This is a genomic window from Leptolyngbya sp. FACHB-711, assembly GCF_014695615.1.
In the GTDB taxonomy this organism is placed as follows: domain Bacteria; phylum Cyanobacteriota; class Cyanobacteriia; order Elainellales; family Elainellaceae; genus Leptolyngbya_A.
Window position 1 is genome coordinate 1 of sequence record NZ_JACJOR010000305.1, and the last position, 15,704, is coordinate 15,704.

The following is a 15,704-nucleotide window of genomic DNA, read 5'->3' on the forward strand; positions in this document are numbered from 1 at the left end:
GCTGACCCGGAGCGCGATCGAATCGAGGTAGACGGGAAATCCATTTCGCGAAAACGTCCTCCCAGGCTCTACCTGCTGTTGAACAAGCCTGCTGGAGTCGTTTCAACCCGCCATGACCCAGAAGGACGTACCACCGTCTTAGATTTGCTGCCGCCAGAATTGCGCGATGCGGGCGTGTATCCGGTCGGGCGGTTGGATGCGGCTTCCACTGGGGCACTGCTGCTGACGAATGATGGAGAGATGACCCTGGGACTCACTCATCCCCGACACACGATTGCCAAACTTTATCGCGTTTGGGTGAAAGGGCATCCATCTCCGGCAACGCTGACTCGCTGGCGGCAGGGCGTGATGCTGGAAGGGCAAAAAACGCTGCCTGCTCGGGTGCAAATTGTGCAAACCAAGCCTGGTTCCCCTCAAGAGGGGAGTGCTTCGCAACGCACCCTGCTGCAAATTGAACTGCGGGAAGGACGCAATCGTCAAATTCGCAAAGTGGCAGATCTGCTGGGGCATCCAGTGATTCGGCTGCGGCGGATCGCCATTGGCGCGATCGATCTGGGACAATTACCGGAAGGACAATATCGATCGCTCACCGATGACGAGATTAGGGCTTTGAAGGCACAAATCAAACCGCGAACCAGGCAAGAGTCTGGGAGGCAGCACGGGCAAACTGAGCATCAATAAACTGAGCAGAATGGTGATGTGGAGCGGGCGAGGTAGACGATGACAAGAGAATCCCAGCGACAGCAAGAGCAGCTTGAACGGCTAATGCAGATTGGCGGCTATTTGCGCGAAGTCCGCGAAGCTCAGGGTTGGACCCTAGAAGAAGTGGCAGGGCGAACGCTGATTCCATCTCGTCTGCTACGGGCACTGGAAGAAGGTAAGATTCAGCAGTTGCCTGAGCCTGTGTATATTCAGGGATTTATCCGCCGCTATGCGGAGGTTATGGGGCTGGATAGTCATGCGATCGCCGAAGCCTTTCCTGCCACCAGTACGATCAAGCAGGCAACGCCAACCTGGGGCATTTCTCCAGCACAGCTCCGCCCCGTGCATCTCTATATTGCTTATATCGTGCTAATCGTGGCATCGGTAACTTGGCTCTCGCATTTAATGAGCCGATCGGCTCCACCCCCCGTGCCGCAGATTAATTCTGCTCTTCCCGCGCCTGCAAATCCTGCTCGTCCTGCTGCCAGCCCCGCCGCATCCAAACCTAAGCCATCGCCCAATGCCAGCAGCAATGCAGCCGATCGCCAGCCCGTGCAGGTGGATGTGAAGCTCAAAGCGCAGTCCTGGCTGGAAGTTGAGGCAGATGGCAGGGTTACACTCGCCGAAGTTTTGCCCGAAGGCACAGAGCGAACGCTAACTGCAAATACTCAGCTTCGGATCAGAGCGGGAAATGCAGGCGGAGTTCTGCTTTCAGATAACGGCGACGAACCGAAGCCAATGGGCAAACCGGGAGCTGTTGAGGAAAAAGTTTTTTCGGCAGCGGGGGGCGATCGATCGAATTCAAATTCCCCAAACGAAAATGAGCAGGCGGCTGAGCCAGCATCCGAAGCAGAATAGACGGATGTAGCTGCTGCAATCGTCAGGAAAATTTGATAAAGCACCAGAGGAAGCGCGATCGACCTCCTAAAATAGCAGTATTGTCAGCAGAATCTGTACTTTTGAAAGTGGCTGTTAAAGTAGCTGTATAAAGTAGCTATATTACAAAATAACTACAAGTGTAGTATCATCAATACAATAGACTCTTTTAACGTCTATTTCTTCACTGTTTTCACTCGTTTCACCCTAAACCTGAACTATGAACACTCCGTCCAACCCAGAGCGCATTATTATCTTCGACACAACGCTTCGCGATGGTGAGCAATCTCCCGGCGCGACCCTGAACGTTGATGAAAAGCTAACGATCGCTCGGCAGCTGGCGCGACTGGGTGTGGACGTAATTGAGGCAGGGTTTCCTTTTGCCAGTCCGGGTGACTTTGAGGCAGTCAGCAAAATTGCTCAGCAGGTCGGCACAGAAGATGGCCCCACGATTTGCGGTTTGGCCCGAGCTACAAAGCAGGATATCGAAACCGCAGCGAGGGCTTTGAGTGCGGCAGCGAAGCCCCGCATTCATACCTTCATCGCTACGTCGGATATTCATTTGCAGTACAAGCTGAAGAAAACCCGTCAGGAAGTGCTGGAAATCGCGCCGGAAATGGTGGCTTATGCCAAGAGCTTTGTCAATGATGTCGAGTTTTCCCCGGAAGATGCCGGACGTTCTGATCCCGAATTTCTCTATCAAGTGCTGGAGCGGGCGATCGCCGCAGGTGCAACCACGATTAACATCCCCGATACGGTCGGCTACACCACTCCAGAGGAATTCGGCGCAATCATTCGCGGCATCAAGGAAAACGTTCCCAATATTGATCAGGCGATTATTTCCGTCCACGGGCACAACGACTTGGGTTTAGCAGTGGCGAACTTCCTGGAAGCTGTCAAAAATGGGGCACGTCAGTTGGAATGCACCATCAACGGTATCGGCGAACGGGCAGGCAACGCTGCGCTGGAAGAGCTTGTGATGGCACTCCATGTCCGCAGACAGTATTTCAATCCCTTCCTGGGACGATCGCCCGAATCCGAAGCTTCGCTCACCCACATCGACACCCGCCAGCTCTACAAAACCTCGCGCCTTGTCTCGAACCTCACCGGAATGCTGGTGCAGCCCAACAAGGCGATCGTTGGAGCCAATGCCTTCGCGCATGAGTCGGGCATTCACCAGGACGGCGTGCTGAAGCACAAGCTGACCTACGAGATTATGGACGCTCAATCGATCGGCTTAACCGATAACCAGATTGTGCTGGGCAAACATTCGGGACGCAACGCCTTCCGCACTCGCCTAAAAGAACTGGGCTTCGACCTCTCTGATCAGGAACTCAACCGAGCATTCCTCCGCTTTAAGGAACTGGCAGACAAAAAGAAAGACATCACCGATTGGGATCTGGAAGCGATCGTCAACGACGAAGCCCAACAGGCTCCCGAACTGTTTAAGCTGGAGCACGTTCAGGTGTCTTGTGGCGATCATGCCCGCCCTACAGCAACCGTGATTCTTCGCACGCCAGACGGTCAAGAACTGATGGATGCGGCGATCGGCACAGGTCCAGTCGATGCCATTTATAAGGCAATCAATCGTGTCGTGAATGTGCCCAACCAGCTGATTGAATACTCGGTGCAGTCCGTCACTGCTGGGATTGATGCGATCGGGGAAGTGACGATTCGCCTGAAATATGACGATCGGCTCTACTCCGGTCACGCGGCAAACACCGATATTATTGTGGCTTCGGCTCATGCCTATGTGAATGCGCTGAATCGGCTCTACGGCAGTCTGCAAGGAGTAAAGTCACTGCATCCTCAGCATGGGGAAGTACAGGCAGTGAGCTAATCCGACGATTCGATTTGTGATATAACAGCTTGACGGGTGGGTTACGGCTCACCCTTTTTCATCTATTTTTTAACGATGGGCAAGCAAATTTCCTTTTCCAGTAAACCTGCGGCTCCTGTCTCTCCCTGGCAAAGGCTGAGGCGATTGCTGCAAAGCTCGCCTGTCCGCACGATCGCCACTTATCTGCTGCTCGGGCTGATTGCCCTGGTCATGCTGCTGCCCCTGATCTGGCTGGTCAGCACTGCCTTTAAGTCGTCCACTGAAGATATCTTTCAGTTTCCGCCCCAGTTTTTGCCCGCTCAGCCGACGATCGCCAATTTCATCGAAGTCTGGCAAACCAATCCATTTGGACGCTATCTGTTTAACAGCACGCTGGTTGCCCTGCTAACGGTGGGGCTGAATCTGCTGTTTTGCTCGCTGGCAGCGTATCCTTTGGCACGGCTCGACTTTCGCGGACGCAATGCACTGTTTACGCTGATTGTTTCCACGATTCTGATTCCATTTCAGATTGTGATGATTCCGCTTTATATTCTCACCGTTCAGCTCGGCTTGCGGAATAGCTATCTGGGATTAATCTTTCCGGCGATCGCCTCTGCGTTTGGCATCTTCCTGCTGCGGCAGGCGTTTCAGGGCGTTCCCAAAGAACTCGAAGAAGCAGCCCGGATGGACGGCTGTTCTGAACTGGGCATCTGGTGGTTTGTGATGCTGCCCTCGATTCGTCCGGCATTGGTGACGCTGGCAATCTTTGTGTTTATTGGTGCCTGGAGTGACTTTCTGTGGCCCCTGATTATTTTGGATCAGCCGGAATACTACACGCTGCCTCTGGGAGTTGCGAAGCTGGCAGGCGCGTTTTCGCTGGACTGGCGACTGATTGCGGCAGGATCGGTGATTTCGATCGCCCCAATTCTGCTGTTCTTCCTGATTATGCAGCAATACATCGTTCCCACTGAGACGGGAAGCGGTGTAAAAGGTTAGCCTCACTTCATTACCAAACGGCGCACGGCAAACAAACTTCCAATCAGCCCAACCGCGCCCCCCAGTCCCAGCAGCGACAGCGGCAGCAAAAGGGTTTCGATCGCACTCAACTGCATTCCCGCAGTCAAAAACTGAATCAGGGCAGGCTGCTGCGATAGCAATTTCTGCATAAACTGCTGCACGCCCAAAATTAACGCCCAAGCAACTCCTGCGCCGATCGCCCCTAGCGTAAGACCCTGCAAAATAAAGGGCATATAGATCCAGGCTGTGGTTGCGCCCACAAGCTGCATTACTTCAATTTCGCGCCGTCTTGCCATGACGATCAGGCGAATTGTGGTGGTGGTAACTGCGATCGCCGTAAGTGTGAGAACAATCGTCATCACCAAACTAATCCAGTGCAAGCCCTGATTCAGTTGCCCAATTCGCTGCACTGCCTCATCCACATACTGCACTTCATCCACGCCCTGAATCTGCTTTAGCTTCTCCGCCAGAGCCGGAACCTGCGTCGAGTTTTGCGCTTTGACCTTCAGTTCATCCACGAGGGGATTGCCGTTGAGCTGAGCCGTTGCCCCTTCAATGTCCGCCAGTCCCATTTCCTCTAAAAGCGAAGCCCAAGCAGATTCTTTGGTAACGGCTTCGGTGGATAGCACTTCAGGAATGGCTTTTACGATCGGCTGCAAATCGGCTGCCTGTACTCCAGTATCCAGAAAAACCGATACCTCAAGCTGACTGCCAAACTGATTCAGCAGCCCGTCCACCTGCCAGGAAAGCTGCAAACTTAAGCCAAACAAGAACAGCAGCACCGTTACCGTACTCGCCGCCGCCCAGTTCATCCAACCGCCGCGCCGCAGTCCCAGCACTGTCTCCCGTAGCAGATAGTCCGATCGCGTTAACCACTGCAACACTGGCTCACCCTCCCGACAAAACAGCTTTATTTTGGCATAGGGTTTGGCCAATCGATGCTAAAAATTAAATCTGCTAGCTCAGTCAAATTGGCAATTCATGCACTAAAGCACCTGCAAATAAGGCACCTTCGAATAGAAGATCCCAGCCAATCAGGGCGATCGCCAGATCTGCCAATAAATGACTGATGTAACACGCCCACAACGAGCGGTAGCGCAGATAGCACCATGACCAAACTGCTCCCGCCGCAAACACACCAATCGAACCGAATGCAACAATCAGCCAACTTCTAGAATAGGCTGTCAGGGCGATCGTGTGATGTAGTGTAAAGCAAAGGGCGGCGAGATAGACAGCTTTGTTTCCTGATACTAAAACTTCACATTTTTGATAGACAAACCAACGCCAAATATACTCCTCAACTAACGAATTAATGAAAGTAAAGTAGATGGCTCCAAGAAGATAAGAAATTGGATTTGCTAGCCCAATTTGTTGTGCTTTTGCTCGAACAATTTCAGGATCAATCCAATACTGTCCCGCGAGACAATAAGTACCCAAAATGACGCTGAACATGAAAATTCCTAATATTGTCCCAGCCAGCACGTCTCGCAGCGAGGGAGGTGACAGGGTGGCTCTGCGGCGATCGACCCGAAGAAACCAGATCAGAGGGAATACAAGTATCCACACCCTTGTTGCCGCAAAAAGAAATTGTCCTGCGATTCCTGGCCTATATAGCCTGGCAGCAATCCCGCAACTGGCAGCAGAGATCATCAGGAACAAAGCGAGTGCTGCATTTTGGCGAGAATTATTTTTGAACATGAACCGCTGAACGTGAACCACCAACCCCGATCGTCCTACGGCACGTTCACCGGAATCAAATCATCCTCCGGCAGGTAACTTACATATCGCCCTTCTTCCGCTAGCAGCACCACGAGACGCAGCGACCAATCTGGCTCGATTTCCTGTAAATCTGCCCAGGGAATTGCGACTTCCAGGCAGCTATCAAAGGCAACTTGAGCGCGGCTGCGGTGAGCGTGCCACTGAAAATGGTCCCCGGCTTCCTGAAACCAGCTTGCTTTTGTGGTCAGGTTAATGCCCAGATGGTGATGAAATTGGTAGTTCAGCGGCGGCTCGTCGGGCAGTTCTGCTAGGGGCGCAGGGCTGTTGTGCATGGGGCGATCGGGGTAGAACCAGAGCAGATGCACTTCCGGCGGAAAGTCAATTCCCGGTTTTGCGCCTGCCTTAAAGTCCACCCGCAGATAAAGATTCAGGTGATTGACACCGTACCAAACGCGTTGAACAACGCTGCTCTGGTGCATTGTGCCTCTGGCTCCGCCAACTTCGATTCGTCCCGCTTTGTCCCAGTCTTGCTCGTCGCCCAGTCCGTCGATCGTCGGATGAATGTAGCTCGAAGGACGATGATCTCCTTTTGCCGTGTGGTCTTCGACGGCTTGCCGCAGGTAGGAAGGAACCGGGTGATTCAGGGCACGGTAGAGGGCCAACAGATGTTCGCGAAAAAGCTGGTCAAAAATGGCATCCTGGTTCGAGCTATGCCCTTCGCCAAACCACCAGAACCAGTCGGAGCCTTCGGCAGCGTCCAGAGCTTCCCAGGCTTCGGGATTGTTTTCCTCAGTCGCTTCGGGATGGCTCTCCAGGACGTGACGGGCTTCGGTGAGGTAATCCCAGGCGCGATTTTTTGCCGGATCGCCGATCCAGGTGGTGAAACTGCCGTCTACCCAGGAGCCGCTATGTAGGGCGTAGCTGGGCAAGCTTTCGGTGGGTGGGAATTTGGACAGATAATCGGAAACCGTTACCAGTTCGATGCCGGTATGATCGCTCAGCGTTTGATACAGGCTTTCCAAGAAAGGCTTGCCGTCCTGCTGATAAAACTCCCAGCAGTTTTCGCCGTCGAGGGCGATCGTCACGAGCCAGGGCTGCTCCAGCACAGTACTGCCGGAAGCCTGATGCGATTTAAGCTGCCGTGAAATGGCATCTAACTGTCCTACCAGATCTGCTGCCGCCCGACGAGGCTCCATTGCGCTGTAGGTAAAGCCGATTAAGTCCGACAACCGATGATCGCGAAAGACGATCGCCAAATCTCCCTCGGTGGTGTTTAAGCGATAGGGACGATACAACGCTTCCGGTTCTGAGACGGTGCCCAACGCATCCCGGTGAAAGAAGTGATCGATCGTCCAGCCCAGCACTGCCTCATCCGAACAAAGCCACTGAAAGCCCTGCTGCGCCACTTTTGGAAGAATTGCCGGACTCACCGATTGTTCAGAGGGCCACAGTCCCCTCGGGTCGCAGCCAAACCGCTCCTGGTACATTTGCTTTGCTTTGCGGAGATGGCGATCGATGTCCTGCGGAAATTGAAAGCGGAGCTGGGGCAGCTTCATTTGCGGCACTGCCACTCGTCCGGCGTTAGTGTCTGCCAGCAGGGGCAAGATCGGGTGAGTGTAGGGCGTCGTCGTGACTTCGAGCTGACCCGTCTCCTGCATCTGGCGATGCTGCGGAATAATCTGGCTGAGAATCTGACGCTGCTTCGAGTAAATTCGCTGGCGATCGCTCAGGGTAAAGCCACGTCCCTGCTCTAGCCATTCAGCAATTTCGGCATCGTTCCAAAACAGCGGATCAAACCATGCAAGGTTATGCCATGCCAGTAAGTCGCTGTAGTCTTCTGGGTTCCAATGCTCGACACACCAATCCCAGCCGCGATCGTGCCTTTGTCCATAAAGCTCGGCATAGCGGGGAAAGGGGTCGATCATCGTATGGTGGTTCGCATCAAAAAAATGCTCGACGATAAATCGTTTTTGCCCCTCGTTGAGATTATCCGTGGGCTTGAGTGCCAGCGTCAGGTAAGGATCAAAGGCAGTTCCCGCTGCATAGTCTTCGATCTGCATCATCAGCGACGGCACGAGGTTCACCGTTTGACGCAGCCGAGGATACTGCTCTAGCAGCAGCACCAGATCGAGATAGTCTTTTGTGCCGTGCAGCCTGACCCAGGGCAGCCGATATTCCCCGTCCAGGCGACTTTTGTAAAGCGGCTGATGCTGATGCCAGATGAATGCAACGTAGAGCGGATAAGCCATAGGACGAGGATGAGATGGGGGGCGGTGAGGCGAATAAGGTTACAGGAGATAGCTTTTCGAGCTTTCAGCAGGACAAACAAAAAACAAACAGGGAAAACGCGATCGCCTTCCCTGCTTTAAATTACCTGGTTTGAAGTGGATAAAATAACAAACTCGTCACCGCTTAGATGACTTGTTCCACTTCTGCGATTTCGGGGATGTATTCCCGCAGTCTGCGCTCGATGCCCATTCTCAGCGTCATGGTAGAGCTAGGGCAGGAACCGCAGGCTCCCTGGAGGCGCAGCTTCACTACAGGACCATCGATATCAACTAGCTCGACGTTGCCACCGTCTGATATGAGGTAGGGGCGCAGTTCGTCCAGCACCTTCTCGACGTTATCGGTCGTGAGTTCCATTGTTTGCATCGTTCACCTGCCGAATTTCGTTGACTTCATTGTAATGCAAAGGGTTGAGCGCAGTCGGGGGGGCGATCGATACGGATTACACGACCGCAGGCTGAAGCAGTTTGACGTTGGAGAAGCTGTATTCGTCAGTGTGAGTCTTGCCGTTTGCCTCGGTGGTGATGACGCGACCCACGAGGATAGAGTAGCCGTTTACGTTCTCGAAGGTGTCTTCAAACTGAGACACGCCGCCCTTTTGCTCACCTGTTTTCGGATCGTGGTAAACCGAGTCATAGCGATGAGCCAGATAGCCCTCGCTGGTCTGATTCACGCTAAAGGTGTTGATTGTCACAACAACCCCATGGATATGGCGATGGACTAGCGTGACAACGTTATCGCGCACCTTGTAGCGATCGCCCTCGCACTTGCCGCCGACTAGAATTTCTACTGCTCCGGTCTCGTCGGTTGCCCCGTAGGAAAAGGTATTTTCTTTATGGGTGTTTTCAAAGCTGTAGCGAACCCGGTGGATTGCGGTTTCCCACATTTGCGCCGCAATGGCTTTTTTAGCTTGCTCGTCTTCTACGTCCAGTACGTCCGCCTTGCTGTCGGGGTTGACGCGCACTCTGCCCGTGTAAACGGTGTCACCTTGCTTGTAGGTTACATCTGCCGTGTAGCCGGGAAAGTTGCTGTCCCAGGTGTTGCGGTTTTCGTAAGCAGCCCGAAACAGATCGCGTGCGGTTTTCTCAGTCATTAGCAATCTCTCCTGATAACCTTTTCTAGTTTAGAGTTTGGCTTGGGCAATTGGGTGAAAAAAGTCGTTTCCTGCCTGATCCGCATCCCAATCTCGAGCTAAAACCAAACCGTTTACTGCCCCATTCGATCGTATGCCTGCTGACGCAATTTCTTTGCCTCGTGGCTGTTGGGTTGAAGTTGGAGGGCTTTGTCTAGGGCAGCGATCGCGTCGTTGTATCGCTGGAGGTTCAGCAGGGCAGCCCCTTTGGTAATCCAGGCTTCTGCCGCGTTGCGCTCCAGGGCAATGCCCCGATCGAGGACGTTGAGGGCTTCTGCCGATCGTCCCAGGGTTTGCAGCGCAACCCCCCGTCGCATCCATCCCTGCGCATAATCCGGTTTCAGAGCCGTCACTTCTTCGTAGATCTTGAGGGCTTCGTAGGTGCGGTTTTGCAGCATGAGCGCGTTGCCCTTGCTCCAAAGGGCGATTGGGTCATTGGGATTGTACGCCAGCGCGTCATTGCAAGAAACGATCGCCGCTTCAGGACGCTTCAGCAGGTTTAGCACTTCGCAGCGTTTGGTGTAGGCATTGGCAAAGTCCGGTTGGGCAGCAATTGCTCGATCGTAGAGCTGAAGGGCTTCTTCGTATTTTTTGCTGCTTTGAAGCTGGGTTGCCTGATCTACCAGTACGGTCGCAAGCTGCTTTGGATCACTCGGCAGCGGAGAAGGGCTGGTCGAAGGATTCGCCGTGATCGAAGTCGGAAAAGCAAGCGGGTTGCGCTCGAACCAGTTTCTGAGCGCCAGCGGCGATCGTGCCTGAAGCGCAGCCACAGACAGCCCGACCGCTGTTACCGTACCCAGCAAAAACCAGGGCTGCCATTGCCAGCGTTGTCCGCTCCAGGCTACTGACCCGATTGTCATCATGGGATCTTGGGCGTTGAGTTTGCCCAGAAGCTGGGTTGCGCCTGTTTGAGCAGGAATGCTATTGCCAAAAGACTCAGAGGGTATCCAGAGGGCGGTTGCCAGCTCGTCTTCTTCCGGTGTCAGAAAGTCGATTTTGTCAGCCTTGGGAGCGATCGTTTGAATGTTCCCCTGAAGGGTTGCTTGGGCGACGGCTTCTCCCGCAGAATTTTTCAGCCCTGCTTTATTTCCAGAAGCCCCTGCCACAGTGAAACGCTGGCGCATTGTGGCTGGAACAGGAACCAAGGGCGGTTCTGTCATGTCTTCAGCGACGGCAGCAGGCAGGTTGCTCAGGGCAGCCAAGGCTTCGGATGCAGTGGGATAGCGTTCGCGAAAATCGTACCGCACCATGCGATCGATCGCTTCGACCAGGGCAGGATGAACGTGCGCCGCAAAGGAATGCCAGTCGATTTCGCCGACCGCATCTTCGCCCAGATATTTGGGGTGCAGTCCGGTCAGTGCCTGGATTCCTAGCACGCCAACCGCATACACATCGCTGCTAAAGCGGGGTTTTCCGGCAAGCTGTTCGCTGGGCATATAGCCCTGAGTGCCGATCGAAATCGTGAGATTGGTCTGTCCGGTGTCGGGGTCAAGATTCTGGTTGCTGACTTGCTTCACTGCGCCAAAGTCAATCAGCACGAGTTTTTGATCGCGCCTACGCCGAATCAGGTTAGAAGGCTTGAGGTCACGATGAATCACCTGCTCGCTATGCACAAATTCCAGCACCTGCAGAATTTCTTGCAGAAAGGTGAGGGTTTTTGCTTGCGACCAGGGCTTGCCTTCGACCAATTCTTGGGAAAGCGGTTCGCCTTCAATAAATTCCTGAGCCAGGTAAAATTCCTGGTGTTCCTCGAAGTGTGCCAGCAGGCGGGGAATGCGATCGTGAACGCCTAGCCGATAAAGCACCTGCGCTTCGGTGTTAAAGCAGCGTCGCGCCATGAGCAGCGTATCTTCGCTTTTGACCTGGGGCTTGAGGTGCTTGATAACGCACTGCGGATACCCCGGCAAATGCAAATCAGTCGCCAGAAAAGTGCGTCCAAAACCGCCAACTCCTAGCTGCTGAATAATTCGATAACGTCCGCCCAGCGGCTTATTGGGACTGAGCGGGGAATGGGAGCGACTCATGTTAAGAATAGCTGCGCTGATGTTCCGTCACAACCGAGCTTCGAACGATAACAGAAGGAAAGTGAAATAGGGCAAAGCAAACTCAGTCAATTCGTTAGCTAAAGTTAACGAACCAAATCAACTGAATGAACTTAGTCTAATCACGAACCTGATGTAGATGCAGACCGACGGAATACAAACCAGGAAGTACGCAGCGAAAAGGAGCGCAATGTCAGCTTCCATTTCACGCGATTCCCCACAAGCATCTGTGAATGCTGAAGGGATACTAGAAAAGGGCAAGAAGCACGAGGTTTAGATTTTTATCAATCCTAATGCTATCTCTGCCTTTCAGGCTACCTCCTTCGGAATATCTCTGTGGCAATGCTCGCTCGGCTCCAAAAAAACTTTAGCAGGACAAATGGCATTCCGCTGGGGCTGAAGTAGGTCAAATCAAGACCCTGCTAAACTCGAAGGCAGCAACCCTATTTCTTCTTTCGGGCAAAAAAAATGTCGTCCGCAAGGAGTAAGCAACCGGATCGAAAAATTTTAGCTCAGCAATTTGTTATGACCAGTACGCATGAAGTGTTAAGACTTGCCCTAACTCAACCTGTGAATCACCCGCTGGAGCCGCTCACCGTTGAAGAAGTGGCTGCGGCAGTGGCTCTGGTGCGACAGGAGTCCAATCTAGGGGTTGATGTCGGGGCATCGTTTCGGTTTCCCTGTGTCACCTTGAAGGAGCCGCCGAAGTCTACGGTGCTGAACTTTCAGGTGGGTGATCCGATCGAGCGGCAAGCCCTCTTAATCCTGCTAGATAATGAGACTGGAACCACCTATGAGGCGATCGTTTCCCTGACCCAGAAGCGGGTTGTATTCTGGCAGGCGATTCCCGATGTACAGCCCAATATTATGCCGGATGAGCTGTCAGAATGTGAGGCAGCCGTGAAAGCGCACCCGGACTTTCGGGCAGCCCTGGCAAAACGTGGCATTACGGATTTGGGTCTGGTGGTCGTTGACCCGTGGGCGATCGGTAATTTTGGCTTTGAGGACGAGAAGGGAATCCGGCTGTCGCGGGCACTGTGCTATTTACGCGAAAAACCCGACGGCAACTTCTATGCTCGCCCGATCGATGGTTTGGTTCCAGTTGTGAACCTGAACAAAATGGAAGTGCTGCGGATCGAGGATATGGACGTTGTCCCTGTGCCACCGGAAGCGAGTGAATATGCCGACCGCTTTCAGCCACCGCTCAGAACTGACATCAAACCCCTGCACATCACCCAGCCTGAAGGACCGAGCTTTGAAGTGGACGGACACCATATCCGCTGGCAAAAGTGGGATTTGCGAATCGGATTTACTCCCCGTGAAGGGCTAGTGCTGCACCAGGTGAGCTACGAAGACCAGGGGCGGCTGCGCCCGATTCTCTATCGCGCTTCTCTGTCGGAGATGGTCGTGCCTTATGGTGATCCCCGCCCGCAGCACTACCGCAAAAATGCCTTTGATGTGGGCGAGCATGGCGTGGGTGTCCTGGCAAATTCGCTGACGCTGGGCTGCGACTGTTTGGGCGAAATCCGCTATTTTGATGCCGTGTTGACCAATAGCTGGGGCGAAGTTGCAATTACGGAAAATGCAGTCTGCCTGCACGAAGAAGACTACGGCATTCTTTGGAAGCATACCGACTGGCGACTGAACGAAGCGCAGGTGAGACGATCGCGCCGCTTAGTGCTTTCCTTTATTGCCACCGTTGATAACTACGAATACGGTTTCTTCTGGTACTTCTATCAAGACGGCACGATTCAGTACGAAGTCAAGCTGACGGGAATTTTGCTTTGCGGTACGCTGGTCGATTTTCCTCAGTATGGCACCGTTGTTGCTCCCGAGCTGAATGCCCTCAACCACCAGCATTTCTTTAACCTGCGGCTTGACTTTGACCTGGATGGCACAGGCAACTCGGTTTGTGAGGTGAATTCTTACGCTGAGGCGATCGGCCCCGAAAACCCCCAGGGCAACGCCTTTTATGCTCAATCAACGCTGCTCACGACCGAACAGGAAGCCCAGCGCATTATCGACCCCTTTACCGCCCGCTACTGGAAGGTTGTCAATCCGAACGTCACTAATCGACTCGGTCAACCCGTTGGCTTCAAAATTGTCCCTGGTGAAAATGTGTTGCCCTTTGCCCACCCCGACTCGCCAATTCTGAAGCGCGCCGGATTCATGACTAAACACCTGTGGGTCACGCCCTACGAACCCGATGAGATGTTCGCCGCAGGCAGTTATCCCAACCAGCATCCGGGCGACGAAGGCTTACCCCAATGGACGCGAGCCAATCGATCGATCGAAAACACCGATCTCGTTGTCTGGTACACCTTCGGACACCACCACATTCCCCGCCCCGAAGACTTCCCCGTCATGCCCACTGCCTATTCGGGATTTATGCTCAAGCCCGTTGGCTTCTTTGATGCCAATCCTGCGCTAGATGTACCGCCGTCGGTAAAGGGGAAGGAGCAGGGGTGTTGTCATGAGGGGTAGATGGGTGGATGGGTGGATGGGTGGATGGGAAAGTGGGGATGAGGAGACTCCGCCCCCTGCCCGCTACGATCGCCTCACCACTGCTAACGCCCGCTCCGAACTAGTCGGCTGATACCCATCCACGGGATAGCGATCGAGATGACGATACATTACGGCTTCTTGTGCGCTCACCCGGCAGGAGAAAAATTCAACGGCTGCCTGTCCGTTAGGCAGGACGCTTGCTTTAGGGAACCAGTCTTTGGGCATTTCGGTGTGCCACTGCCAGGGAAGTTTGCTAGGCAAAGCCTGGATCAGGCGGTGGTGGCGCCATATCGATCGCTTGCCGATCGCCTCGGGGGGAGAACTGCTTTGCCTCGTCCCAAACTCTTGCAGTTCGCGCTTGAGTAGAGAAGCGACCATAAATGAAGCGGCTGATCGATCGCCGTCGATCGCAGCCATAAAGTGTGGCATTGCGCCTTCGGGCTTAGGGGGAGTGGCGATCGTGCTGTGGGTCAGGGCTTGTTGCAGGTGAGCTGTGGTGCTGAGTGCTTCGGGCAGGGCAAAGATTAGTCCGGCTTCTTTGGAAGCAGTGCGATACAGGTAGCCCACCAAGCAATATCCCGGTTTGAGCCATAGTCCGGGTAGCTTGAGCAGCACCGATGCCGGATTAAACGGACTAATTAACCACGGGCTTCGCTGCACAAAATCGGTTCTTTCTTCTTTCGATCGTCCGCCAAAGGTAAAAATGTCGCTCAAGTCGTCGAGGAATTCGGGTTCGGGCACTTCTGTACTGGGTTCAGGCCAGCTAGAGAGCTGAGTTTGGGTATTTGCTATCGCAAGCTCCGCTTGAATCGTGTTTCTGAGTTTTTGAATTGCTTCTAGGGGAAACTTCCGAATTGTCATAACATCTAATGTCCCAATCTTTGAAAAAGTAAATAAACTTTCTCATTAAGAAAAAAGTAAATGAGTGAGCAGCAGATATATCAGAAACAGAGAGATCTGAGCGAAAAATGCCAACGGTAATCGAAGAGCGATAAGTACTCATTCTCTCAGTTAGCCCAAATTTAATCGCAGAATCTTAACTTTTGTAGATCAGCAATTGAAAGCAATTTTCATCTTCAAATGATTGAGGACCCAAGGCACTCTGCGTCACCTGAACAATCAATTTAACGGGTCGAGTGTCAGGCGGAAAATTTCCCATGCGCTCCAGTCCCAGGGTGAAAACCATCTGGTAGGTTCCGGGCTGCTGGGGAAACACGATCGCTCCCATTGCTTTGGTGGCTTCTCCCGGACGGGGTGTCCCTTGGACAAAGAGCAAGTTTGGTGTTGAGTTAGGAATTCGCTGTTGATCGCGGTCGAAAAACTGCACCTTCACGATCGCTCTACCGCGCCTTAGTCCTGTATCGTAGCCAAACCACTGTGCCTTGCCCGTATTTTTGAGCTGCGCTTGCAGAATTATTTCCTGGGAAGGGCGAACGGTGATCCCTTCTGGAATCAGTTGACCGTTTTGGGTTTGAATTTTTTCAATTACGCCGTCGAGCTGGCGACGATAAACTCTAGGACGAGGAATCGGATCGTTAAACTTGAGCAGCAGGTTTTTAGTGTGTCTTGAAATTTGATTATCCTGCCAGTTCCACAAGCGATCGAC

The 15,704-nt window shown here is 53.3% G+C and carries 13 protein-coding genes; 5 read left to right on the forward strand and 8 right to left on the reverse strand.

Annotated features, from left to right (window positions below):
• The 4 genes from H6F80_RS12245 to H6F80_RS12260 all read left to right on the forward strand — a co-directional run.
• On the forward strand, positions 1-681 hold a 681-nt coding region (locus H6F80_RS12245), incomplete at its 5' end, for a pseudouridine synthase (protein ID WP_190791828.1).
• 39 nt (positions 682-720) lie between these two features.
• Positions 721-1,560 carry a helix-turn-helix domain-containing protein gene (locus H6F80_RS12250; protein WP_190791829.1) on the forward strand — a complete coding sequence of 280 codons (840 nt, stop codon included), beginning with the start codon at positions 721-723 and terminating at the stop codon, positions 1,558-1,560.
• A 238-nt stretch (positions 1,561-1,798) separates the two neighbouring features.
• The gene (locus tag H6F80_RS12255; RefSeq protein WP_190791830.1) at positions 1,799-3,418 is read left to right on the forward strand and encodes a 2-isopropylmalate synthase; all 1,620 of its coding nucleotides are present in this window, start codon (positions 1,799-1,801) and stop codon (positions 3,416-3,418) included.
• A 75-nt stretch (positions 3,419-3,493) separates the two neighbouring features.
• Positions 3,494-4,393: a carbohydrate ABC transporter permease gene (locus H6F80_RS12260; protein WP_190791831.1), complete on the forward strand. Its 900-nt coding sequence runs from the start codon at positions 3,494-3,496 to the stop codon at positions 4,391-4,393.
• A gap of 2 nt (positions 4,394-4,395) precedes the next feature.
• Here H6F80_RS12260 and H6F80_RS12265 read toward each other — a convergent pair whose 3' ends face one another.
• The 6 genes from H6F80_RS12265 to H6F80_RS12290 form a co-directional block, all read right to left on the reverse strand.
• Complete coding sequence (locus H6F80_RS12265) at positions 4,396-5,298, reverse strand: permease-like cell division protein FtsX (RefSeq protein WP_190791832.1); 903 nt, start codon at positions 5,296-5,298, stop codon at positions 4,396-4,398.
• A gap of 82 nt (positions 5,299-5,380) precedes the next feature.
• Complete coding sequence (locus H6F80_RS12270) at positions 5,381-6,064, reverse strand: CPBP family intramembrane glutamic endopeptidase (protein WP_206755065.1); 684 nt, start codon at positions 6,062-6,064, stop codon at positions 5,381-5,383.
• Between the two features lie 83 nt (positions 6,065-6,147).
• Positions 6,148-8,382, reverse strand: a complete 2,235-nt coding sequence (locus H6F80_RS12275; RefSeq protein ID WP_190791834.1) for a glycoside hydrolase family 57 protein — start codon at positions 8,380-8,382, stop codon at positions 6,148-6,150.
• A gap of 163 nt (positions 8,383-8,545) precedes the next feature.
• The gene (locus H6F80_RS12280) at positions 8,546-8,785 is read right to left on the reverse strand and encodes a NifU family protein (protein ID WP_242067312.1); all 240 of its coding nucleotides are present in this window, start codon (positions 8,783-8,785) and stop codon (positions 8,546-8,548) included.
• 76 nt (positions 8,786-8,861) lie between these two features.
• On the reverse strand, positions 8,862-9,512 hold the full coding sequence (locus H6F80_RS12285; RefSeq protein ID WP_518523567.1) for a DUF3386 domain-containing protein: 651 nt from the start codon (positions 9,510-9,512) through the stop codon (positions 8,862-8,864).
• A gap of 113 nt (positions 9,513-9,625) precedes the next feature.
• Positions 9,626-11,575: a serine/threonine-protein kinase gene (locus H6F80_RS12290; protein ID WP_190791836.1), complete on the reverse strand. Its 1,950-nt coding sequence runs from the start codon at positions 11,573-11,575 to the stop codon at positions 9,626-9,628.
• Positions 11,576-12,118: 543 nt separating this feature from the next.
• Here H6F80_RS12290 and H6F80_RS12295 point away from each other — a divergent pair.
• Positions 12,119-14,077, forward strand: a complete 1,959-nt coding sequence (locus H6F80_RS12295; RefSeq protein ID WP_190791837.1) for a primary-amine oxidase — start codon at positions 12,119-12,121, stop codon at positions 14,075-14,077.
• 63 nt (positions 14,078-14,140) lie between these two features.
• Here H6F80_RS12295 and H6F80_RS12300 read toward each other — a convergent pair whose 3' ends face one another.
• Both H6F80_RS12300 and H6F80_RS12305 read right to left on the reverse strand, forming a co-directional pair.
• Positions 14,141-14,959 (reverse strand): hypothetical protein, encoded by an 819-nt coding sequence (locus H6F80_RS12300; protein ID WP_190791838.1) that lies wholly within the window; start codon positions 14,957-14,959, stop codon positions 14,141-14,143.
• 175 nt (positions 14,960-15,134) lie between these two features.
• On the reverse strand, positions 15,135-15,704 hold a 570-nt coding region (locus H6F80_RS12305), incomplete at its 5' end, for a hypothetical protein (protein ID WP_199296531.1).